Here is a 21,555-nt window from a genome sequence, read left to right on the forward strand (position 1 = left end):
CTCCTCGATCTGTCGAGGACACCGTATCCAAAACTAATAGCTATAGGCAAATTGCTAAACCATTCAGCGGCCCTGCCACGCCTCCCACAACTGTGCGTAGCGTCCACCGGCCGCGACGAGCTCCTCGTGCGGACCCTGCTCCAGGATTTTTCCGTGCTCCAACACCACCACGCGGTCGGCCGCAGCGGCCTGCGTCAGACGATGCGCGACGATCAACGTGCTGCGTCCCTTCGTCGCGGCGTCGGCAGCAGCTTCGAGTTCGCGCGCACCGGAACTGCCGGCCTCCGCGGTCGCCTCGTCCAACACCGCGACGGCCGGGTCGGCGAGAACCACACGCGCCAAGGCCAATTGCTGCGATTGTGCCGCGGTCAACTGGTGCCCACCCTCGCCGACGGCGGTATCGAGTCCGTCGTCGAGTGCCTCGACCCACCCCCATGCTCCGACGGTCCGCAACGCTGCTTCGACGTCGGCGCGTCCGGCGTCCGGCGCGGCCAACCGCACGTCGTCGATCAACCGGCCGGCGAAGACGTGCACTTCCTGACTGACGATTGCAACGTGTCGGCGCAAGCCCTCACTGCCCAGTGCGTCCAGGGTTGCGCCGCCGACGCGGACCGTGCCGGACGTCGACGCGATCGAACCGGCCGCGATGGCCGCGATGGTCGATTTGCCGGCACCGGTGGACCCGACGAGCGCGACGGTCTCGCCCGCATCGACGCGCAGGTTCACTCCGTGCAACACCTCGTGGCCCTCCTCGTACGCGTGCCGTAGATCGACGACTTCCAGCGTGGAATCGGCGGGCTTGGAACCGTCGCCCACCGGCCGTTCGTCAGGAATATCGACGACACCGACCAGGCGGGCCAACGATGCACCGGCAGACTGGATGTCGTCGAACGTGAACAGCAACGTGCCGATCGGATTGAACAGGCGATGGAACAGCAAGGCCGCGGCCGTCGTCTCACCGACGGTGACGTAATCGCCTCGTACGAGCAGGAACCCGGCCAGCAGGATCACCGACAGTCCTACGCATTCGGCACGGTTGCTGCGCGAGCCGAACCGGGTGAAGAGTCGGAAGACATCGAGGCCGATGTCTCGGGCCTTGGCCGACGACCGGTCGATGTCGCTCAGATGAGCAGACTCGAGTCCGTACGCGCGCACCGTTTTTGCGCCCTGCATACTGCTGACGAACGACTGCGCACGCTCGCCCATCGCGACGCGTTCGGCCGCATACAGCGGAGCCGACCGCGGCAGATACCACCGTAGCGCCAGCACGTACATCGGCAACGCCACCAGTCCGGCGAGGCCGAGACGCCAGTCGATTCCGAGCATCGTGATCATGCTCAGGCATACGAGCAGGAATGCCCCGACGAGCTGCGGGATCACTTCACCGATCGACTTCGCCATCACGGCGACGTCGTCGCCCACTCGGGAGAGCAAGTCTCCCTTGCCTACTCGCTCCAACGTGGCCACCGGCAGATGCAGGGCGCGACGAACGACGGCTTCGCGCAGCGAGGCCAGGATTCCCTCGCCGAGGGTGCTGATGAGATAGCCGCTGAATCCGGTGACGATTCCGCCGATCACCGCAGCCACCGCTATCACCACGACGACACCGACGATCGTCGACGTGTCGGCTCCGTCCCGGACACGGTCGACCAGCACACCGAGCACGTAGACCGGCACCAGCGACATTCCCGCAGCAATCGCGCCGAGGAGCAGCGTCACCGCTGTTCGTGCTTTTCGCAACCGCAGCTGTTCCAGCAGCCACTTCCCGGACCGTGCTCCGGTGGCGATCGGAAGTAGTTCGGGGGTGGTCATCGAAGCACCGTGTTCTTGTACTGCGTGTCCGTTGACGCGAGATCGTGGTGCGTTCCCTCGGCGACGACGCGTCCGCCGTCGACGACGAGAACGCGATGGGTCACCGACAGCAGCGCAGGGCTGGTGGTGATGAGGATGGTTGTCTGCGAGGCACTTTCGGTGTGCCGGAGTTCGGCGATACCGCGAGCGATGGCATGTTCGGTGACGGCGTCGACGGCCGTCGTCGGGTCGTGCAGCACCAGCACCGGCGCATCGACCGACAGCGCCCGAGCCAGGGCGACCCGTTGACGTTGCCCGCCGGACAGGCTCGCGCCACGGTCGGTGACGGCGTGGTCGAGTCCGGCTTCGTGCAGTTCCACGACGTCGGTGGCTGCGGATGCCTGCAGCACTCGGGCGAGTTCGGCCTCGGGCCGCTCACGCCCGGCGGTGACGTTGCTTCGGACGGTACCGGCGAAGAGGTCGGTCAGGTGCGGCTCGACGAGAACGGTCTCGCGGGCGCGTCGGAGATCTATCTGCCCGGCCGTTATGCCGCCGATGCGGACCGTTCCGGTGTAGTCGGACTCGGAGACTTGGCCGGACAGTAGTGCGGCGATCGCTTCGCCATCCTGTGGCCGATAGGCCACCACACCGAGCAATTCACCCGGCGCGGCCCGGAAGGCGAGGCCGTCGAGCGATCGGAACCGGACGTCGTCGACGGTCAGTTCGGTCCCTACCGGAATCGCGGACTCCGACTGCGGTAGAACGTGTTCCGCGCCGAGTACGAGGGCGAGCCGATCGGCCGATCCACGCACCATGGCCACCACACCGGGAATCCTCGACAACCCGGTGAGAGGTTCGATGACGAATTGCGACAAGCCGATGACGGTGATCAACTCACCGACCGAAATCCGGCCCTGCAACGCGAACCAGCCTGCAGTCCCAGCAATTCCGACGGCGAGCAGCGCGTTGACCGCCGCCGCGAGGCCTTGATAGACGTTGTTGGCGCGGGCCAGTTTTAGCGTCGCAGCCAATGCTGTTCGGCTCGACGTCACGAACCGCTGCGTTGCCGCGTCCTCGGCACCGATACCGCGCAGCGGCCGCACGCCACTGACCAGGTCGGTGGCCATTCCCGATACCCCGGCGATCTCGGCTTGCTGCGCGGTAGCCGCACGAGTGAGTAGCGGGGCGAGACGCTGGAGCGCAATCAGAATCACCGGAGTACCGATCACGACGGCCAGGCCCAGGGGAATGTCGATGATCAGCAGGGCCACCGCCGACGCCACCACCGCCACGGCCGATGCGAAGACCCGGGCAATCAGATCGAGGATCCACGACTCCTTCTCGGCATCCGAGGTCGATACCGTCAGCAGCTCCCCCGACGACAGCTCGGTCCGCAATCCGCGGGGATCGAGAACGCGTCCGGCAACCTCGATACGCACCAGGTACGCCTCCCGCTCGATCGCGACGACGATGATGCGAGCACCGATGCGCCACGCGTACGACAGCGTGACGAACAGGGCCGCCAGCCCGATCAGCGAGACGATCATCGCCGTGACGTCGCCGGTGTCGATGGCCCGCGAGACGATAAGCCCGATGGCGACCGGGACCATCGTTTCGCACAGTTGATGTACCCCGAACAGCATCGACGAGCCGATCAAGCGTGCGCGATGCCGCCGTACGGTGCGGCGCAGAATCGCGGAGCCGGTGGCCGGAGGAGGGCCCTCCACCACCGTTCGAGCATGGCGAAGCGGTACAGAATCGGTCATTTGCTGCAGCCTAAGGCATCGGGAACTGGCGATGGGGTGCCACATTTACATAGAGTCGTGGCCAGGAACACCACGTAAGTCCAGTAGAAAGTACGGAGAACACCATGCCTGCGAAGACATCGACCGACAACGACATCGCCGACGAAGACATCGTCCCACTCGAATACGAGACGGCCAGCCAGGCTCAGCGCGTCGTCGCCGCCTACGCGACCGATGCAGACGAATGCCGCATGTTGTTGTCGATGCTGGGTATAGACCCCGTAGCGAAGACCGACTGACAGGTTTTCGCAGGGCTGTTTCCCCAGGGATCTACAAGCGGATTGGACAGTTGTGGCTGACGCCTCGCAGGGTTCGGATTTTGTCGTCGTAGCCAACAGGTTGCCCGTCGATCTGGAAAAGCTTCCGGACGGAAGCACGCGATGGAAGCGAAGCCCCGGCGGGCTGGTCACCGCCCTCGAGCCGATCCTGCGCGCCAACAAGGGTGCCTGGGTGGGATGGGTCGGCGTGTCCGACGTCGACGTCGAGCCGTTCGTCGAGGACGACCTACAACTGCGACCGGTGCCGATCAGCGAGAAGGAGTACACCCAGTACTACGAGGGGTTCTCCAACGCCACCCTGTGGCCGCTCTACCACGACGTCATCGTCAAACCGGAGTACGACCGCGACTGGTGGAACGCCTACGTCGAGGTCAATCGCCGCTTCGCCGAGAAGACATCCGAGGCGGCGGCACAGGGAGCGACGGTCTGGATCCAGGACTACCAGCTCCAGCTCGTCCCGAAGATGCTGCGCATGTTGCGCCCCGATCTGACCATCGGGTTCTTCCTGCACATCCCGTTCCCGCCGATCGAGCTGTTCATGCAGATGCCGTGGCGGACCGAGATCGTCGAAGGACTGCTCGGTGCCGACCTCATCGGCTTCCACCTGTCCGGCGGTGCTCAGAACTTCCTCTACCTTGCCCGACGCCTCGCCGGGGGAACCACGTCCCGCGGCACCGTCGGAGTGCGGTCCAAGTTGGGTGTCGTGCAGGTCGGCTTCCGAACCGTGCGCGTCGGAGCCTTCCCCATCTCCATCGATTCGGGCGACCTCGATACCAAGTCGCGGACGAAGGCAGTCCGCGATCGCGCGAAGCAACTCCGAAAGGATCTGGGAAACCCGAAGCGCATCATGCTCGGTGTCGATCGACTCGATTACACCAAGGGAATCGACGTCCGGCTCAACGCTTTCCGCGAATTGCTGGAAGAGGGCCGAGTCGACCCTGCCGAGAACGTCATCGTGCAGTTGGCCACGCCGAGCCGTGAACGCGTAGAAAGTTACGTCGCGATGCGCGGCGAGATCGAGCAGCAGGTGGGCCGCATCAACGGCGAGTACGGCCAGGTGGGCCATCCGGTGGTGCACTACCTGCACCGGCCGATCCCCCGCGACGACCTGCTCGCCTACTTCGTCGCCGCGGACGTCATGCTGGTCACCCCGTTGCGCGACGGTATGAACCTCGTCGCCAAGGAATACGTGGCCTGCCGCAGCGACCTCGGTGGAGCGTTGGTACTCAGCGAATTCACCGGTGCCGCAGCAGAACTGCGTCAGGCATACCTGTGCAATCCACACGACCTGGACAGCGTGAAAGACGCGATCATCGGTGCGCTGGAGCAAGAACCCGAGGCCGGGAAACGCCACATGCGCGCGATGCGCCGGCAAGTGCTCGCGCATGACGTCGACCGCTGGGCCCGCTCCTTCCTGACCGCACTCGCACAACCTGCGGAGGGCTCGAGCCCCACGCTGCGTTAAATCACTTTTCTTCCGACCGTCGACGGCTGTAACTTAGCCGTCGACGGTTTCTTTTTATGCGCTTCACACGTGAGGAGGTGGGCATCATGGCCACCTGGACGACAGCACCCTCGAGCCCTCGTTCCTCCTCCCCGAAGGATTTCGCATGTCTCCACTCGACCATTACGGTCTCGATCAACACTGGCTGACCGAATTCGAAAAGCATTCTCGGAACTCCGTTCTCGCCCGCGTCGTACGCGTCGACCGCGGTGAGTTCGACGCCGTCACCGACAGCGGCATCGTCCGATGCACCGGCAGTAATACCTGCACCGGAGATTGGGTGACGCTGGACGAGAACTCGTTCCGGCTGATCGCCATTCTGCCCCGCCGGACGGCCATCGAACGAGCATCCGCCGGATCCACCTCCGAGACACAGGCACTCGGAGCCAACGTCGACACCGTTCTTATCACCGTCGCGTCGGACACGGCCCTCGACCTCGGTCGCGTCGAGCGCTACATCACCCTCGCCTGGGGCAGCGGCGGCGTCCCCGTTCTCGTGATCACCAAGAACGACAGCGGCAGCGTGGACGAAGAACGAATACTGGCAGCCGCACCGGGTGTTGTTGTGTGCAGCACGAGCGCTGTGTCGAACGGCGGAATCGACTCACTCACAGCACATCTGCGGGGCACGGTCGCACTGATCGGGCCATCGGGATCGGGCAAGTCGACGCTCGGCAACGCTCTCCTGGGTGGCTCGGCGTTCGCCACCGGTGCCACCCGTGAGGCCGACGGCAAGGGCAGGCACACGACAGTGCATCGGGAGTTGATGCCGATTCCAACGACGGGCCTCGTTCTCCTGGATACACCGGGTCTGCGGTCGGTGGGCGTCCAGGGATCGGAAGATGCTGTGGCGAGCGCCTTTTCCGACATCGAAGAACTGGCCGCAATGTGCCGGTTCGGTGACTGTGCCCACGAACGCGAGCCCGGCTGCGCCGTACTCGCCGCCGTCGACGCGGGCGATCTCACCGAACGTCGACTCGGCAACTACCGAAAGCTGCTGCGGGAGAACGCCTGGGCCACCTCGAGGCACGACGCCGGAGCTCGCAGGGAGAAGCTGCGCGAGTACAAACAGATCTCGAAATCGCTGCGCCGGAAATACGCAGCCGAAGGCAAGGTGAGGTAAGTCAGCTCTCGTCGAACAGCGAGGGGCTCTCGCTCTCCGCCTCGGCCTGCGGACTCGAACCCCCGCTGTTCGACGCCTTGCGTACTACCTCGACCGTGGTGGTACGCACCGACAACCGATGCCCGTCGTGATGCTCGAGCAAAGCCAGACCCTGACGAATCTCGAGCACCTTCCACGGGCCGGCGTGCCCGGACGCCTGAACCAGGTCGCCTGGTGCGATCTCGGAAGCCACTGTTGTTCTCCATTCAGCGAGCGATCGGGTTCGAGCAAGTGTGTGACACACACCCTATCGGGCGTGCCCTGCCTGCATCCCACTTGCTCGTCGAACAATTTAGGAGTACTCATGTAATAGTTGTAGATATACAAGCAATAATGTGGAGGTGGACGTGACCGAGCTGACTCGACGACACCGGTATCTCGTACTCGGCATCTGCTGCCTCAGCCTGTTTCTTGTCAGCACAGACAACACCATCGTCAACGTTGCGCTGCCGTCGATGCGCACCGATCTGAATGCGTCCGTATCGGGCCTGCAGTGGATCATCGACGCGTACACGCTGGTCGTCGCCTCACTACTGATGCTCGGCGGCTCGATGGCCGACAAGTTCGGACGCAAACGCTTCTTCCTGATCGGCACCGGAACGTTCGTCGCCGGGTCCCTTCTGTGCAGCATTGCACCGTCATTGGGCTGGCTCGTCGCCTTCCGCATGCTGCAGGCCGTCGGCGGCTCGATGATGAATCCCGTCGCCATGTCGATCATCACCAACACCTTCACCGACCCGAAAGAGCGTGCCGGGGCCATCGGAATGTGGGGTGCCGTCGTCGGGATCTCGATGTCCGCAGGCCCCGCACTCGGCGGCATACTCGTCACGAGCGCCGGGTGGCAGTCCATCTTCTGGATCAACGTGCCGGTCGGCATCTTCGCCCTGCTGATGACGCTGAAATTCGTGCCCGAATCCAAAGCCGAACACGCACGAAAGTTCGACCCGGCCGGGCAGTTCCTCATCTTCGCGTTTCTGGCCTCGCTGGTGTTCACCATCATCGAAGGTCCCGCGAAGGGCTGGGGATCGCCGCTGATCGTGCTCACCGGTGCCATTGCAGTCGGGTCCCTCGTCGGCCTGCTGGTGGTCGAGTCGCGGATCGAGGAACCGCTGATCCAACTGAGGTTCTTCCGCAGCGCACCGTTCAGTGGGGCGACGGTGATCGCCGTATGCGCGTTCGCTTCCCTCGGCGGATTCCTGTTCCTCAACACCCTCTATCTCCAGGATGTGCGCGGGTATTCGCCGCTGCACGCCGGTCTCTACACTCTCCCGATGGCTTTGATGACGCTGATCTTCGCGCCGATCTCCGGCCGTATCGTCGGCACCCTGGGCGCGCGCATTCCGCTGCTCGTGGCCGGAATCGGATTCGTGACCTCTGCGCTGATGCTCACCCGATTGACGCCGACGACGTCGTTCGCGTGGCTGGCGGTGGCGTACGTGATCTTCGGAATATCCTTCGGCATGGTCAACGCTCCGATCACGAACACCGCGGTATCCGGAATGCCGCGCAGCCAGGCCGGGGTGGCGTCCGCCATCGCGTCGACCAGCAGGCAGGTGGGTCAGTCGCTCGGGGTGGCCGTCGTCGGCTCCATCGTCACCGCGAGCATCGTCGGTGAGATCTCAGACGGCTTCACCGCCGCCGCCGTGCCCGCGTGGTTCGTCATCGCAGGCGCAGGCGTGGTCGTCACCGTTCTCGCCGTGGTCACCACGGGCCGGTGGGCCCGCGCGACCGCCGAGAACATCGGCCGTCCGGTGCTCGTATGACCGCCGATGCAGCGCATGTGTGGCGCGAGATGCGCGCATTGATGCTCGAGAAGCACGACACCCGACGAGCCGTCGCCGACGCCACCGGGATGAGCTTTCTGCGGGCGAAGCTGCTCACCAAGTTGCTCGGGGGTGATCGGACGGTGACCGAGCTGGCCGAGATTCTCGCGTCCGATGCGCCGTACGTCTCCCTCAACGTGCGCGAGCTCGAGAAGCGTGAATTGGTGGTGCGCACCGAAGATCCCGACGATCGCCGACGTCGCATCATCGGGCTCACCGATGCCGGGTGCCGCCTTGCCGAGGAAGCGAGAGCGATCGCCGACGCTCCGCCGCCGGAATTCACGACGGTGTCTGAGGCGGATCTGGCCCATCTGCGCCGGATTCTGCAGCTGCCCTGATTCTCTTGGGACAGCGCTTCAGCGGCGGATGGCCTCGACTGGGGTGCCGATTTCGACGAGGGCGCGCACGGTCGCCGATTCCATTCCCGGGGATCCGCACACCAGAATTTGGCTGTCGAGGAACGGCCCCTGGGTGGCGATCACGTCGGCCATACTGCCTTCCCAGCAGTGCTCGGGCTCGAAGAACGCGGTGGTGGAACCGATTTCGTCCCGGATGCGGTCGTTCCATCGATCCGGAGCCCACGGCTCGTGCAGTTGATCGACGACGGGAACGACGGTCAACCACTGCAATTGCGACGCCATCAACCACAGCATGTCCCCGGCATACAGGTCGCGAGGCGACTTCCCACCGACGAACAGCGTCACGTTGGGTGGCTCCTCCCATCGCGTGAGATCGAGCAGAATTGCCCGCAACGGCGCGAGGCCGGTGCCGCCCGCGATCATCACGACGTCGCGGCCCGAGTCGTCGACATGCAGAGCGCCCTTCGGATCACTGATTTGCCAGATATCCCCTGGCCGCGTTTCGTTGACGATCGATCCGCTCACCCAACCGGCGGGAACGGCTCGGACGTGGAATTCCAATTTTCCGTCTCGGGAAGGCGGCAGCGCGGGTGAGTATCGCCGTGTCAGAGCAGAATTCTGGGGAACTGTGACCGATACCGACTGGCCTGCCGTGAACGGGACAATATCGCCCTCGAGTCTGATCACCGCGAGGTCGTTCCTGAGGCGGTGATACTGAACGACTGTCGAACTCCACGCCTGCATGCGGACCAGGATAGGGGCACGGGTCGGGTGTGCGGCAAACGCGCGCGCGTTTGCGACGAAGTGAACGGGAGAAACGTAGAACGAACCTAGCGCTGGTGCTTCGGCTTCCAGACCACCAAAGCGTTGCGTTGGATCGGCACCAGGTCGCGGCGATAGCTGGCGTGCACGGCCGCCAACTCCTGCGCCAGTTCGCTGATCCGCGACTGCAGAGCCTCGACCTGATTGGTGAGCTCGATGATGCGCTTGATGCCGGCGAGGTTGACGCCCTCGTCCTGCGAGAGTCGCTGCACTTCACGAAGCAGCGCAACGTCACGCGGGGAGTAGCGTCGCCCGCCTCCGGTGGTGCGATGCGGGGTGACCAGTCCGAGCCTGTCGTAGGTCCGCAGCGTTTGCGCATGCATTCCGGCCAGCTGAGCCGCCACCGAGATCACGAAGATCTGAGCGTCGGGATCAGCTTGTCCGCCACCGGCTTTCGCAGATCCGCCCTCGGGAGGGACCGACATCACACACCTGCCCACCCGGCCCGCGGGTCGAATCCGCTGGCCTTCTCGGCTTCCAGATAGTTCTTCAGAGCGTCGGTAGCAGCATCGTCCAGTTTCTGCGGCACGGCAACTTTGACGGTCACCATCAGGTCACCGGTACCGGATTTCTTCGGGATACCGCGTCCACGCACCCGCAGTACTCGGCCGTCGACGGTTCCCGGTGGAACCTTCACGCCGACGCGACCCTCGAGGGTGGGCACCGACAGCGTCGTACCGAGCACCAGTTCGCCGTAGCTCACCGGAACGGTCACCGTCAGATCGTCGTTGTTGCGGCCGAACACCTTGTCGGGCTTGACCCGTACCGTCACGAACAGGTCGCCCGATGGCGCTCCCCGCAGACCCGCTTCGCCTTGACCGGCGAGCCGAACCTTCTGCCCGTCGCTGATGCCGGCCGGTACGCGCACGGTGATGGTGCGGGTGCGGTTCTGCACTCCGGTTCCACGGCAATCCGCGCATGGGTCGTCGATGATGGACCCGCTGCCACGGCAGTCGTCACACGGCTCACTGAAGCCGAACGCGCCCTGGTTGCGATTCACGACACCCTGGCCGTTGCATTTGGGGCACACACGCGGGCTGGTTCCCGGCTTCGCGCCGCTGCCATGACACGTGGTGCACGAGGAGGGGCTGGTCAGCTTCAACGGGACCGTAACGCCCTGTGCCGCTTCACGGAACTGCAGCGAGGTCTCGGTCTCGACGTCGCTGCCGCGTCGGGGCCTGTTGCTCTGGGGGCGCTGCTGCGCGCCACCGCGATTGAACAGACCTCCGAAGAGGTCGCCGATTCCGCCGTCGCCGCCGCCTTGACCGAAGATGTCGCCGACATCGAAGGTCTGACCGCCACCACCGAATCCGCCTGCGCCGGGCGAGAATCCACCGCCGCCACCGCGGCTACCGAATCCGCCCGAGGCGAACAGCCGTCGTGCTTCGTCGTATTCCTTGCGCTTGGCCGGGTCGGCGAGGACGGCATGCGCCTCGCTGACCGCCTTGAACTTGTTCTCGGCCGAGGCGTTGCCGGGATTGGCGTCTGGATGGTTGTCCCGGGCCAACTTTCGGTACGCCTTCTTGATCTCTTCTGCAGACGCGCTGGAGGAAACGCCCAGCTCCTTGTAGAAGTCCTTCTCGATCCACTCCCGCTGGCTCATCGGGCGTTTCCTCCTCTCGCGCTATGTCTGTTTACTGCTCGTCGGACGCAGGTGCATCCGATTCTTCTGTTGCCGTGCCCTCGGAAACGCTGTCGACCACGCCGACCATTGCGGTCCGCAGCACGCGTTCGCCGAGCTTGTAGCCCGGCCGCATCAGGGTTCCGACGACCGGACTGCTGCCGTCGCCCTCGTGGGAGACGGCCTCGTGGATGGCCGGGTCGAAGGCGTCGCCCTCGGCTCCGAAGGTGGACAGGCCGATGTTCGAGAACACCCCTGCCAGCTTGTCTGCCACCGACTTGAGCGGTCCGGTTTCGAGGTCGCCGTGCTGGCGAGCTCGCTCGAGGTCGTCGAGAACCGGAAGAAGCTGCGAGACGACGGACGCTTTCGCGTTCTCCGCTCCGGTCTGCTTCTCACGGTCGGTACGACGCCGGTAATTGGCGTACTCCGCCGACACGCGCTGTAGGTCTGCGGTGAGTTCGGCGACCTGCGTGTCACGCGGGTCTTCCACCACGTCACCCTCGACGGTCCCTTCGTCCACCGAGTCGGGCTGGGGCGCAACCCCGGTGCCCACGAGGGGCTCCGGAACTGCGTCACCTTCCCGTACTTCACCGGTCTCGGGATCGATCTTTCGCTTGTCCACGAAAGTGACCGGTTCTTGCTCGGTGTTGTCCGACGTCACTTCTTGTCCGTGTCGTCGGCGGGCTCGTCGACAACCTCTGCGTCGACAACACCGTCGTCAGCGGCCTGCGCGCCACCCTCTGCGCCGCCCTGCTCCTTGGCCTGAGCCTCGTAGATGGCGGTGCCGAGAGCCTGCGACTCGGTCGAGAGCTTCTCCACGGCGGTCTTGACTGCCGAGATGTCGCTGCCCGCGAGAGCCGTCTTGGCGTCGGCGATGGCGGTTTCGACGCGTTCCTTGAGCTCGGCGTCGACTTTGTCCTCGTTGTCCTTGACGAACTTCTCCGTCTGGTGGACGAGGGACTCGGCCTGGTTGCGAACCTCTGCCTCTTCGCGACGAGCCTTGTCCTCGTCAGCGTGAGCTTCCGCGTCGGCGACCATGCGGTCGATCTCTTCCTTGGACAAGCCGGAGCCGTCCTGGATCTTGATCGTGTTTTCCTTGCCGGTGCCCTTGTCCTTGGCCGTGACGTGCACGATGCCGTTGGCGTCGATGTCGAAGGTGACCTCGATCTGCGGGACGCCGCGAGGGGCCGGGGGCAGCTCGGTCAGCTCGAAGGAGCCGAGGAGCTTGTTGTGCGAGGCGATCTCGCGCTCACCCTGGAAGACCTGGATCTGCACCGAGGGCTGATTGTCGTCAGCGGTGGTGAAGGTCTCGGAACGCTTCGTCGGGATGGTGGTGTTGCGCTCGATGAGCTTGGTCATGACGCCACCCTTGGTTTCGATACCGAGGGACAGCGGCGTGACGTCGAGGAGCAGAACGTCCTTGACCTCACCCTTGAGGACACCGGCCTGCAGTGCAGCACCGACGGCCACGACCTCGTCCGGGTTGACGCCCTTGTTGGGCTCGCGTCCACCGGAGAGTTCCTTGACCAGCTCGGAGACGGCGGGCATACGCGTCGAACCACCGACGAGCACGACGTGGTCGATGTCCTTGACTGCGATGCCGGAGTCCTTGACCACTGCCTGGAACGGCGCGCGGGTGCGGTCGAGCAGGTCGGAGGTGATCTTCTGGAACTCCGAGCGGCTGAGCTGCTCGTCGAGGAACAGCGGGTTCTTGTCGCCGTCGACCGTGATGTACGGGAGGTTGATCGAGGTGCTCTGCCCGGAGGACAGTTCGATCTTCGCCTTCTCGGCGGCCTCGCGCAGACGCTGCAGCGCCATCTTGTCCTTGGTCAGATCGATGCCGTTCTGAGCCTTGAACTTGTCGACGAGCCAGGTCACGATGCGCTCGTCCCAGTCGTCGCCACCGAGGTGGTTGTCGCCGGACGTCGCACGAACCTCGACGACGCCGTCGCCGATTTCCAGCAGCGAGACGTCGAACGTGCCGCCACCGAGGTCGAACACGAGAATGGTCTGCTCGCTGTCGCCCTTGTCCAGGCCGTATGCGAGAGCTGCCGCGGTGGGCTCGTTGACGATGCGCAGGACGTTGAGGCCGGCGATCTGGCCGGCTTCCTTCGTGGCCTGACGCTGTGCGTCCTCGAAGTACGCGGGAACGGTGATGACCGCGTCGGTGATTTCCTCACCCAGGTAGGCCTCGGCGTCGCGCTTGAGCTTCTGCAGCGTGCGCGCGGAGATCTCCTGAGGGGTGTACTTCTTGTCGTCGATCTCCACGGTCCAGTCCGTGCCGACGTGGCGCTTCACGGAACGAATCGTGCGATCGACGTTGGTGACCGCCTGGTTCTTCGCGGGCTGGCCGACCAGCACTTCACCGTTCTTGGCGAAAGCGACGATCGACGGGGTGGTGCGTGATCCCTCGGAGTTGGCGACGACAACCGGTTCGCCGCCCTCGAGGACGGACACGACCGAGTTGGTGGTCCCGAGGTCGATACCGACCGCACGAGCCATAATGTTTCCTCCTGTTAGTGCTGGGGTTCAGTCCCTGGGTGAGCGAACTCCGCTCAAGTTTGCACAACGCGATGTGTCGCGTCAACTTCAAACTTGAGCCTCATCCACTCAAGGCTGCTGACCTGCACAACGGAGGGTGTGGCGAATTTGTTCCCGAGGGAGCGGCTGCGCCGCACGTGCATGGAAATTCGGTGCCCACTACGAACTTCTACTCACATGGGGCGAAGCCCCTCCACAGCAGTACGCCGCGACGATCAGCGAGGATCGTCGCGGCGCAGCGGGAGAAAAGTTGGGGTGAGAACTACTCGGCAGGCTCCTCGGCCGGCGCGGGGATGCAGCTGAAGCTGAGCAGCCCGGCCGTGATGTTGTTCATGAAGTCGGCGTCGAGGGCGCTGGCGAAAGCCGCGGCACCCGCGGGACGAGCGACCCATTCACGATCGACGGAGGGCACGGTGTACGTCGCCGCCTCGCCAGCCTTGATGGTCTTCTCGTTGTTCTGACCCTGAACTCCGGGCAGCGCACCGTAGTTGACGTTGACGTTCGACGCGTCGTCCTCACCCTTGTTGTCCACCTTCACCTGCAGTGCGACGACGCCGCCCTCGGGTGCGTCCTTCACCGTGGTGTCGCAGACAGCGGCCATGGTGACCACCAGGTCGGGGCTTTCGAGGACTGCGGAGCCGAGGGGCATTGCGGGCTCGGCCTCGGGTTCGGCCGAGGCCATGGGCACGAGGACGACCGCACCGATGCCGGCGGCCAGGGCGGCCGTCGAGGCCAGGATCGATGTGCGGGCAAGACGTCGCATGGACAACTCCTGTAGCTGAGGGGATGTGACCCGTGAGTCTGATGTGACTGGAGGGACAGTTGGTACCTGACTCACTATGGCCTATCGGAATCAGACATTCCACACCAGGCGGTCTCGATTCGATGACGTTCGCATATCAAAGGAAAACGCCCCCAACGAATTACATCGGTGTAGTTCGGCGTAGGTTTCAGCGGTCGACCGCCAAGGTTTCACCGTTCGGCGAACAGGGGAACCACAACCCTGCGGATCGGCCGCGCCCTACGTAGGGTTTCAAGAAAAGCGAGGCTACGGAGGCACATGGATCCCGAAGTGCAGCACGAACCGAGCGAGATCACCTACGACGAGAAGTTCTACCCGGCTCGGCCGAAACCACTTCGCCCCTCGGTGCGCCGCGCCAACCGGAGCAACAGCCCCACTCCCGACAGCGAACCGGTGGCATCGAACCCGGAGTACGTGGACTGGCTCACGGAACAGTCGATGCTGCGCGACGCCAAGCTGATCGCCGAGCAACTCTCGGGCAAGGGCAGCATGTGGCAGAACCCGTATGCCGATCCCGATCCCCGCGCCGCCGTCGAGCGCGCACCGGTGTGGTTCACCGCGTATCCCATCTCGGTGATCAACGCCCCGCAGACGAGCTTTCTGAGCACCCTCGGCGACGAGAAGCTGTGGCAGGCGTTCTCCGAAATCGGTGTCACCGCAGTGCATACCGGCCCCGTGAAGGTGGCAGGCGGTATTCACGGCTGGCGGCCGACCCCCTCGGTCGACGGCCACTTCGACCGCATCGGCATGCAGATCGACCCGGCGTTCGGATCGGAAGAAGAGTTCCGACGCCTGTGTGTGGTGGCCTCCGCATACGACGGCATCGTGATCGACGACATCGTGCCCGGGCACACCGGCAAGGGTGCGGACTTCCGACTCGCCGAAATGGCCGTGGCCGACTACCCCGGCATCTACCACATGGTGGAGATCGAACCCCAGGACTGGCACCTACTGCCGCGAGTGCGCGCCGGTGCCGACTCACAGAACATCGACGCCGAGGCCGAGGCCAATCTGGCTCGCGCCGGCTACATCATCGGCCAGCTGCAGCGAGTGATCTTCTACGAGCTCGGTGTGAAGGAAACCAACTGGAGCGCAACACCTCCCGTCGTCGGCATCGACGGCGTAGAGCGACGTTGGGTGTACCTGCACTACTTCAAGGCCGGTCAGCCGTCGATCAACTGGCTCGACCCCTCTTTCGCCGGCATGCGGCTCGTGATCGGCGACGCCTGCCACTCCATCGCGGACCTGGGTGCCGGGGCACTGCGCCTCGACGCCAACGGTTTCCTCGGCGTCGAGCGTCGAGCCGAAGGCCCGGGCTGGTCCGAGGGTCATCCTCTGTCCGAGGCCGCGAACCACCTGATCGCCAGCGTGGTGCGCAAGATGGGCGGGTTCACCTTCCAGGAGCTGAACCTGACGATCGACGACATCAAGGCCATGGGCACCAACGGGGCCGACCTGTCGTACGACTTCATCAACCGCCCCGCGTATCAGCATGCGCTGGTCATGGGCAACACCGAATTCCTCAGGCTCACCATGACTTTGGCGCGTGACCACGGCGTCGACACGGCATCTCTGGTGCACGCGCTGCAGAACCACGACGAGATGACTTTCGAGCTCATCCACTTCGCGACCCTGCATGCGGAGGACGAGTTCTCCTACGGCGGCGAGACCGTCAAGGGCTGCGACCTGGGCGATCGCATCCGTGGCGAACTCACCGACCGCCTCACCGGGCGTTGGGCACCGTACAACCGGACATTCACGACCAACGGAATCGCTTGCACCACAGCAAGTGTCATCACCGCATCCCTCGGTATCCGCGATCTCGACCGAATGGACGAGGCCGACATCGAGACGGTCAAGCGAGCCCACCTGCTGTTGGCGATGTACAACGCATGGCAGCCGGGCGTATTCGCTCTGTCGGGCTGGGATCTGCTGGGCATCCTGCCCATCGATGCCGCAGAGGTCGACGATCTCATCCGGGAAGGTGACACCCGGTGGATCAACCGCGGCGCTCACGATCTCATGGGATATTTCCCCGAGGCCGTCCGCTCGGAGTCCGGCATTCCGCGCGGACGCAGCCTGTACGGATCGCTCCCCGAGCAGCTGGCCGACCCGCAGTCGTTCGCACGCCAACTGGCGCGAATCATCGAGCTGCGCAAGCGGTACGGTATCGCCACAGCGCAGCAGATCGATATTCCGACGGTCTCGCACAAGGGACTGCTCGTCATGGTTCACGAACTGAGCCAGGGAACGATTCAGGCCACGGTGCTCAACTTCTCGTCCGACGAGATCAGCGCAACCATTCAGTCCAAGCACCTGGTGCCCGGCACGTGCGCCATCGACGTGTACGACGACAACGAGATCGCAACGGTGGACGAGCTGAACAGCTTCCCGATGACATTGCGTCCGTACGAAGGCGTGGCGGTGGTCCTGCGCTGAGGCAGCGGCTCAGCAGCCCAGCCCGATAGACTCCTGCAGCGTGGCCGACGAACCGATGGACCCGATCTCGCGCAGACCTCGGCCTGCGCGTCCGCAACCGCCGCGGCCGGATGTTTCCGTCGAGCCTCTTCGGCCACGGCAGGAGCCCACGCCTTCGGTTCTCCCGAGGCTGGCGACTGCGCTGTGGACGCTTACTGCGGTACTGATCCTAGTATTGGCGGCAGTCATCGCACTCAATTGGGAGCCCGTGCTGTCCGGAGTCGAAAGCGCTGTCTCACAGCAGGATTCGACGGCAAGCGCGGTCGACGTCCGTAACACCGCCTCGGCAACACTGTTGTCCAGCGGTGCCGCCGGAGCGGTACTCGTACTGCTCGGATTCGTCGCACTCAATCTACTGCGCGGTGCAGCCACGTCGTCCAAGGTCCTGATGGGCGCGGTCGGGCTCTTGACCATCGGTGCGGCCGTCACGTTCTCGACCTTCGTTTCCGACGCCCCTGCACTGCTCGGCGGGGTTCTGCAGTGGGGACCGTTCGTCGTTGCAGCAGCGGCAGGCGCGGCGACCGTCGTCGCTCTCCTCCCGCGTAGGGCATCGACCCGATAAAACTCAGCCCAGCGAGGCGAGTATCCCTTCGGCACTGCGGGCAGCGAGGGCACACGAGCCCGCAGTGAACCGATCCAGCAGTGGGTGCTCGGACAGCCCACGCCACTTGTGTACTGCCGCCAGCGCGGTCTCGCGTTGTTGACCGGGGCCGGCGTCGGGCGGCAGGTTCAAGCGTTCGGTGGCGGAAATACCGAACCCGCCGATGATGCGCTGTAGGTCCTGCAGGGCCCCGTCGGGGAGTTTCGGTGTGGTGGAGCGTAATCGGCCGAGCAGGCGCAGTTCGGCAAAACCGTGCACGTCCGCCAGCATCCGCCCGGCCTCGGTACGCAGAGCATGGGATTCCGGCCGGAACTCCAGAATCCGTTGCAGTGCCACCAGAGCGGAGTGCAGTTTCAGTTGGTCGGCTCGCTGACCGAACTGCACGTCGATCACCGAACGCAGTTCGCTCAAGCCGCTGCGTTCGACCAGATCGGCAGCAAGCGTGGGCGAATCGCGTACCCCCAGCCGAATCAGAGTGATTGCCATCCGAATTCCGAACAAACCGAAGCGGTCGACGATGCTGGCCCGCAGCGCGGCATCGACGGGCAGCGTGCTCTCGGGTCGCACGAAGCGATCGGCCGAGAGCATCGCCAACTGCAGATCCTCGGTCGGTACCGTCGCCAGCATCTCGAACGCAGCGAACTCGTTCTGCCGCAACGTTTCCGCACCGAGTGCGAGCAGGCCCGCAACCGGAACCACTGCCTGGCACAAACCGGTGGCTTCGAGTTCGGATGCAAACCTCGCGGCGACCTCCTTGGCCGACATCATCGCGTCCATCCGGCCCGAGCCCACCTCGTCTGCTCGGGACACCACCCCGATGACGCCGAGAGGACCCGAATCGCCGCCCACGTGCGCGCCGATCTGTCCGAGAAACGACACGTCCGACGCGTTGAGGGTGCGCAGCAGATACACGACGGCGTCGGCACCGGAGGACGAGTTCTCGGGGGTGAGCATGGCCAGCGTGCGCGCCGATACATCGCGCGAGAGCGACGACGTGCCCGGGGTGTCGATGATCGTCGTCTGCGCCAAAGTGCTGGCGGGCCATTCGACGTCCAGGCGATCGACCTGCGCGGCCGTCAACGACCCCAGATCGAAGGTCAGTCGGCCGTCCCGTCGCTGCACCGGCACGTTCGCCGCACGATCGCCGTCGTACCAGGCCGTGACAGCGGGCGTGACGCCGTTGCGATACCACGTGACGACCTTGGTGCATTCGGTCGCATCGGTCGGCGCAATGTCCTGTCCGACAAGCGAATTGAGCAGAGTGGATTTGCCGGCCTTGAGCGATCCGGCCAACGCCACCCGCAGCGGCTCGTCCAGTCGGTACAGACATTCGTCCAGCATCCACGCGGCTTCGGCGTCCCCCGCGTACGTCGATCGAGCAGCCGAGATCAGGTCACGCGCCCGGTTCAGAGCCGTCGCGCTCATACCGCCTCGTCCTCGACGAGAGCACGTGCGCGAGCATTCAATTCCGAGGCCACGCGCAGATCGTTCTCCAATTGCGCTATCCGCGCAGCACGGTCCGTGTTGTCGGCAGCGGCGGCTTCCTGCGCCGAGCGTAGTGATTCGTTCAGCGACCGCAGCGTCTGTTCGGCGATCGAGGTGAAGTGATCGCGCAGTACCCGCTGGATCTGCCGCAGACGGTCTTTGGACTCCTTGCCCACCTGAAAGCTGACGTCGTCGGTGAAGCGTCGGATCGCCATCTTGGCCTCGGAACGGCGCGCCTTGACGCGATTCTCCTTGTCCTCCTTGTAGGCCTTGGTGCCCAGCAGAACGCCCGCGCCGATCGAGATCGGGTTGAGCAGACTCAGCCCGACGAAGGTGGTGATCAGACCGAACATGAGCACACCGCCATAGGAGCCGCGCATTCCCACGAGGACTTTCTGGGTGATCCCCACCCGACCGGATTCCAGCTCTGCCAACGACGAGACGGGTTCGAGAACATTGTCCAGATCACCGAGATCGAGGTCGGGCAACGCTGCGGCTCCAGAGGACGCGAAATGCTCGGCCACCAACTCCGAGAGCCACAGTGCCCGTTCGTGCGCCCAGACGAAGTTGTCGCCCACCGACGCCGCGATCTGCTCCTCGAGCCACTCGCCGAGTTGCGGCCAGTCCTTACCCGGATCCCCCTCGTCGACGGTCTCCTCGGCCTCTCGGGTGACGCGGCGCAACCGGTCGCGTAGATCGTGATCGATATCGGACGCCAGATCGGCAATGCCGTCACCGAGGGTCTGCTGCCATTGCGACGAGCGTTTGTGCAGCTCTTCTGCGGCGGATTTGGCGCGCTGCAGACCGGCGACGGCCGCGGCCGCCCGCTCCGGATCCTTCAGCGCCGCAAGCTCACTGCCGAAGGACAGGGAAAGGTGCTCGGTGACCGAGCGAACGTCGAGTGAGACCGACGCGCGAGCCAATACGTCCGCACGGGCAACCACCTCGTCGCGGAGAAACGCGTAGAGCTGTTGAAAACCGGACTCGGCGTTGAGCTCTTCGTCGTTCAAACGCAGTGCGTGCGAGCGCAACAGCGACGACACCGGGAGCATCTGCACGTCGATGCCGGCCCGCTCGAGGTGCCCGCGATTGGCCTCGACGATCTGTCGCCAGTGCGGATACAGATCGATCTTGGTGATCAGTACGGCCACGGCCGGGCAGAGGCCTTGCACCTGCCGCAGAAAGGACAGTTCGGGCTCGGTGAATTCGCGGGAGGCGTCGGAGACGACCAGTACAGCGTCGGCGGACGGAATGAGCCCCAATGTTCCTGCAGCGTGCGGATTTCCGTGCCCACCGACACCCGGCGTATCGACCAGGACCAGACCGTCGGCGAGCAATGGACTGGGCACTCCGATGTCCAGCCGCAGCACTTCACGACCCTGAGCCCGGGGACTCGCCGGGGTGACGGTGGTGACCTCGTCGGGCGGCACGTCGACGCGGATCGGCTCACTGCCCGGATCTGCGAGAACGAGCTGCGCGGAAAAGCTCTCGGCGTTCGACACCACCGTCGGGATCGCCGTGGTCTCGTCGTCGCCGACCGAGCACACCGTCAGATTGAGCAGCGAATTCACGAATTGACTCTTGCCCTGCTTGAGCGGTCCGACCACGATGATGCGTCGGCGCGGATCCAAGACTCGCGTTCTCGCTGCCTCCACTCGATCGACCAGATCGGATCTTCCCGCTGATGTCGCCACTTTCGCGGTGCGACTCAGCAGCTCGGCCAGCTCCGTCGTGTGCCCATCCATGCTCTTGCTTCACAACCCGTTCTCGTCGACGTCCCCAAGCAGAACTCTAGCGACGACACGGCCCCGAGTGTGACGAACACACTCGGGGCCGTGCACTGGTGTCGCTGACCGAATCAGGGGTGCAGCGGATCGATATCGTGATCGACCGTCACCGCGTGGCCGAGAGAATCGGCCGCCGAGTCCACCGAGCCGTGCAGGCTGCCGTCGCTGAACAGACTCGAATCGCTCTCGGCCTGGCCGAACACGTCGGAGTCGACGCTCGACCAGCCGGTGCCCGACGCGGTTGCGCTGCTGTCGAAGGAGCCGGAGTGCTCGAACGATCCCGACGCTGCACCGTTTGCGGCCGAGGAAAGGCTGCCGCCTGCATTCGCCAGGCCCTCCGCACCGGATTCCAGACCGCCGGTGACACTGCCCGCTGCCTGGCCACCGATATCGGCAGCGGAATCAAACCCGCCGCCCACGGACCCCGCAGCGTCGACACCAGCATCCAAACCCCCGGTCACCGTCGAGGCGACTTCGCCGCCGAAAGAGCCGCCGGCCTCGAGTCCGCCGCCGACGTTCGACGCGATCTCGCCGCCCACCGAGGTGCCGGCGTCGACCACTCCACCCGCAGCACCCTGGATGCCGCCGGCGACCGACCCTGCAGCACCGGCTGCACCTTCGAGACCTGCGCCGGCCGAAGCTGCCGCATCCAGGCCGGTATCGACCGCACCGGTCACGGTTCCCTGCAGACCTGCG

18 protein-coding genes and 1 pseudogene are annotated in these 21,555 nt (G+C 64.8%); 7 read left to right on the forward strand and 12 right to left on the reverse strand.

Features of this window, described 5'->3' with window-relative positions:
• Nucleotides 1-63: 63 nt before the first annotated feature.
• Entirely contained in the window at nt 64-1,812 is a 1,749-nt protein-coding gene (locus tag AC5WEY_RS00540) for an ABC transporter ATP-binding protein (RefSeq protein WP_495644247.1), read from the reverse strand.
• Entirely contained in the window at nt 1,809-3,557 is a 1,749-nt protein-coding gene (locus AC5WEY_RS00545) for an ABC transporter ATP-binding protein (protein WP_495644248.1), read from the reverse strand. Before AC5WEY_RS00545 ends, AC5WEY_RS00540 begins: the two co-directional genes overlap by 4 nt.
• 104 nt (nt 3,558-3,661) lie before the next feature.
• Here AC5WEY_RS00545 and AC5WEY_RS00550 point away from each other — a divergent pair, with 104 nt between their 5' ends.
• The 3 genes from AC5WEY_RS00550 (at nt 3,662) to rsgA (ending at nt 6,501) form a co-directional block, all read left to right on the forward strand.
• Nucleotides 3,662-3,835: a hypothetical protein gene (locus AC5WEY_RS00550; protein ID WP_008710019.1), complete on the forward strand. Its 174-nt coding sequence runs from the start codon at nt 3,662-3,664 to the stop codon at nt 3,833-3,835.
• 52 nt (nt 3,836-3,887) lie between these two features.
• Nucleotides 3,888-5,339, forward strand: a complete 1,452-nt coding sequence (locus tag AC5WEY_RS00555) for an alpha,alpha-trehalose-phosphate synthase (UDP-forming) (protein ID WP_057478898.1) — start codon at nt 3,888-3,890, stop codon at nt 5,337-5,339.
• 145 nt (nt 5,340-5,484) lie between these two features.
• Nucleotides 5,485-6,501 carry a ribosome small subunit-dependent GTPase A gene (gene rsgA / locus AC5WEY_RS00560; RefSeq protein WP_495644249.1) on the forward strand — a complete coding sequence of 339 codons (1,017 nt, stop codon included), beginning with the start codon at nt 5,485-5,487 and terminating at the stop codon, nt 6,499-6,501.
• A gap of 1 nt (nt 6,502) precedes the next feature.
• Here rsgA and AC5WEY_RS00565 read toward each other — a convergent pair whose 3' ends face one another.
• A complete protein-coding gene (locus AC5WEY_RS00565; RefSeq protein ID WP_057478900.1) occupies nt 6,503-6,733 on the reverse strand; it encodes a hypothetical protein in 231 nt (76 codons plus the stop codon).
• Nucleotides 6,734-6,887: 154 nt separating this feature from the next.
• On the opposite strand from AC5WEY_RS00565, the gene AC5WEY_RS00570 reads away from it, so the two are divergent.
• Nucleotides 6,888-8,303 (forward strand): MFS transporter, encoded by a 1,416-nt coding sequence (locus AC5WEY_RS00570; protein WP_495644250.1) that lies wholly within the window; start codon nt 6,888-6,890, stop codon nt 8,301-8,303.
• Complete coding sequence (locus tag AC5WEY_RS00575; RefSeq protein ID WP_495644251.1) at nt 8,300-8,701, forward strand: MarR family winged helix-turn-helix transcriptional regulator; 402 nt, start codon at nt 8,300-8,302, stop codon at nt 8,699-8,701. Before AC5WEY_RS00570 ends, AC5WEY_RS00575 begins: the two co-directional genes overlap by 4 nt.
• Nucleotides 8,702-8,719: 18 nt before the next feature.
• On the opposite strand, the gene AC5WEY_RS00580 is transcribed toward AC5WEY_RS00575, so the two are convergent.
• The 6 genes from AC5WEY_RS00580 to AC5WEY_RS00605 all read right to left on the reverse strand — a co-directional run bounded on the left by AC5WEY_RS00580 (nt 8,720) and on the right by AC5WEY_RS00605 (nt 14,469).
• A complete protein-coding gene (locus tag AC5WEY_RS00580; RefSeq protein WP_495644252.1) occupies nt 8,720-9,466 on the reverse strand; it encodes an FAD-binding oxidoreductase in 747 nt (248 codons plus the stop codon).
• Between the two features lie 86 nt (nt 9,467-9,552).
• Nucleotides 9,553-9,969 carry a heat shock protein transcriptional repressor HspR gene (locus AC5WEY_RS00585; RefSeq protein WP_052047962.1) on the reverse strand — a complete coding sequence of 139 codons (417 nt, stop codon included), beginning with the start codon at nt 9,967-9,969 and terminating at the stop codon, nt 9,553-9,555.
• Nucleotides 9,969-11,147 (reverse strand): molecular chaperone DnaJ, encoded by a 1,179-nt coding sequence (gene dnaJ, locus AC5WEY_RS00590; protein WP_057478902.1) that lies wholly within the window; start codon nt 11,145-11,147, stop codon nt 9,969-9,971. The genes AC5WEY_RS00585 and dnaJ overlap by 1 nt, the downstream gene beginning before the upstream one ends.
• 31 nt (nt 11,148-11,178) lie before the next feature.
• Nucleotides 11,179-11,826, reverse strand: a complete 648-nt coding sequence (gene grpE / locus AC5WEY_RS00595; protein WP_495644253.1) for a nucleotide exchange factor GrpE — start codon at nt 11,824-11,826, stop codon at nt 11,179-11,181.
• Complete coding sequence (gene dnaK / locus AC5WEY_RS00600; protein ID WP_495644254.1) at nt 11,823-13,667, reverse strand: molecular chaperone DnaK; 1,845 nt, start codon at nt 13,665-13,667, stop codon at nt 11,823-11,825. The genes grpE and dnaK overlap by 4 nt, the downstream gene beginning before the upstream one ends.
• A 301-nt stretch (nt 13,668-13,968) precedes the next feature.
• Nucleotides 13,969-14,469 carry a Pro-kumamolisin, activation domain family protein gene (locus tag AC5WEY_RS00605; protein ID WP_495644255.1) on the reverse strand — a complete coding sequence of 167 codons (501 nt, stop codon included), beginning with the start codon at nt 14,467-14,469 and terminating at the stop codon, nt 13,969-13,971.
• A 297-nt stretch (nt 14,470-14,766) separates the two neighbouring features.
• On the opposite strand from AC5WEY_RS00605, the gene treS reads away from it, so the two are divergent.
• On the forward strand, nt 14,767-16,947 hold the full coding sequence (treS, locus tag AC5WEY_RS00610) for a maltose alpha-D-glucosyltransferase (RefSeq protein ID WP_057478906.1): 2,181 nt from the start codon (nt 14,767-14,769) through the stop codon (nt 16,945-16,947).
• Nucleotides 16,948-16,987: 40 nt separating this feature from the next.
• Entirely contained in the window at nt 16,988-17,548 is a 561-nt protein-coding gene (locus tag AC5WEY_RS00615) for a hypothetical protein (RefSeq protein ID WP_495644256.1), read from the forward strand.
• A gap of 3 nt (nt 17,549-17,551) precedes the next feature.
• Here the strand turns inward: AC5WEY_RS00615 and AC5WEY_RS00620 are convergent, their stop codons facing one another.
• The 3 genes and pseudogenes from AC5WEY_RS00620 to AC5WEY_RS00630 form a co-directional block, all read right to left on the reverse strand.
• Nucleotides 17,552-19,012, reverse strand: a complete 1,461-nt coding sequence (locus AC5WEY_RS00620) for a dynamin family protein (RefSeq protein WP_495644257.1) — start codon at nt 19,010-19,012, stop codon at nt 17,552-17,554.
• Nucleotides 19,009-20,817 carry a dynamin family protein gene (locus tag AC5WEY_RS00625; RefSeq protein WP_495644258.1) on the reverse strand — a complete coding sequence of 603 codons (1,809 nt, stop codon included), beginning with the start codon at nt 20,815-20,817 and terminating at the stop codon, nt 19,009-19,011. The genes AC5WEY_RS00620 and AC5WEY_RS00625 overlap by 4 nt, the downstream gene beginning before the upstream one ends.
• A 113-nt stretch (nt 20,818-20,930) precedes the next feature.
• Nucleotides 20,931-21,555: pseudogene (locus AC5WEY_RS00630) on the reverse strand (hypothetical protein); the annotation flags it as partial.

The sequence above is a fragment of the Rhodococcoides sp. S146-33 genome, from assembly GCF_059489205.1.

Coding starts and splice junctions, on each gene's coding strand:
- AC5WEY_RS00540 (WP_495644247.1), bottom strand. CDS start 1,812: ATGACCACCCCCGAACTACTTCCGATCGCCACCGGAGCACGGTCCGGG.
- AC5WEY_RS00545 (WP_495644248.1), bottom strand. CDS start 3,557: ATGACCGATTCTGTACCGCTTCGCCATGCTCGAACGGTGGTGGAGGGC.
- AC5WEY_RS00550 (WP_008710019.1), top strand. CDS start 3,662: ATGCCTGCGAAGACATCGACCGACAACGACATCGCCGACGAAGACATC.
- rsgA (WP_495644249.1), top strand. CDS start 5,485: ATGTCTCCACTCGACCATTACGGTCTCGATCAACACTGGCTGACCGAA.
- AC5WEY_RS00575 (WP_495644251.1), top strand. CDS start 8,300: ATGACCGCCGATGCAGCGCATGTGTGGCGCGAGATGCGCGCATTGATG.
- AC5WEY_RS00580 (WP_495644252.1), bottom strand. CDS start 9,466: ATGCAGGCGTGGAGTTCGACAGTCGTTCAGTATCACCGCCTCAGGAAC.
- AC5WEY_RS00585 (WP_052047962.1), bottom strand. CDS start 9,969: ATGTCGGTCCCTCCCGAGGGCGGATCTGCGAAAGCCGGTGGCGGACAA.
- dnaJ (WP_057478902.1), bottom strand. CDS start 11,147: ATGAGCCAGCGGGAGTGGATCGAGAAGGACTTCTACAAGGAGCTGGGC.
- dnaK (WP_495644254.1), bottom strand. CDS start 13,667: ATGGCTCGTGCGGTCGGTATCGACCTCGGGACCACCAACTCGGTCGTG.
- AC5WEY_RS00605 (WP_495644255.1), bottom strand. CDS start 14,469: ATGCGACGTCTTGCCCGCACATCGATCCTGGCCTCGACGGCCGCCCTG.
- treS (WP_057478906.1), top strand. CDS start 14,767: ATGGATCCCGAAGTGCAGCACGAACCGAGCGAGATCACCTACGACGAG.
- AC5WEY_RS00620 (WP_495644257.1), bottom strand. CDS start 19,012: ATGAGCGCGACGGCTCTGAACCGGGCGCGTGACCTGATCTCGGCTGCT.
- AC5WEY_RS00625 (WP_495644258.1), bottom strand. CDS start 20,817: ATGGATGGGCACACGACGGAGCTGGCCGAGCTGCTGAGTCGCACCGCG.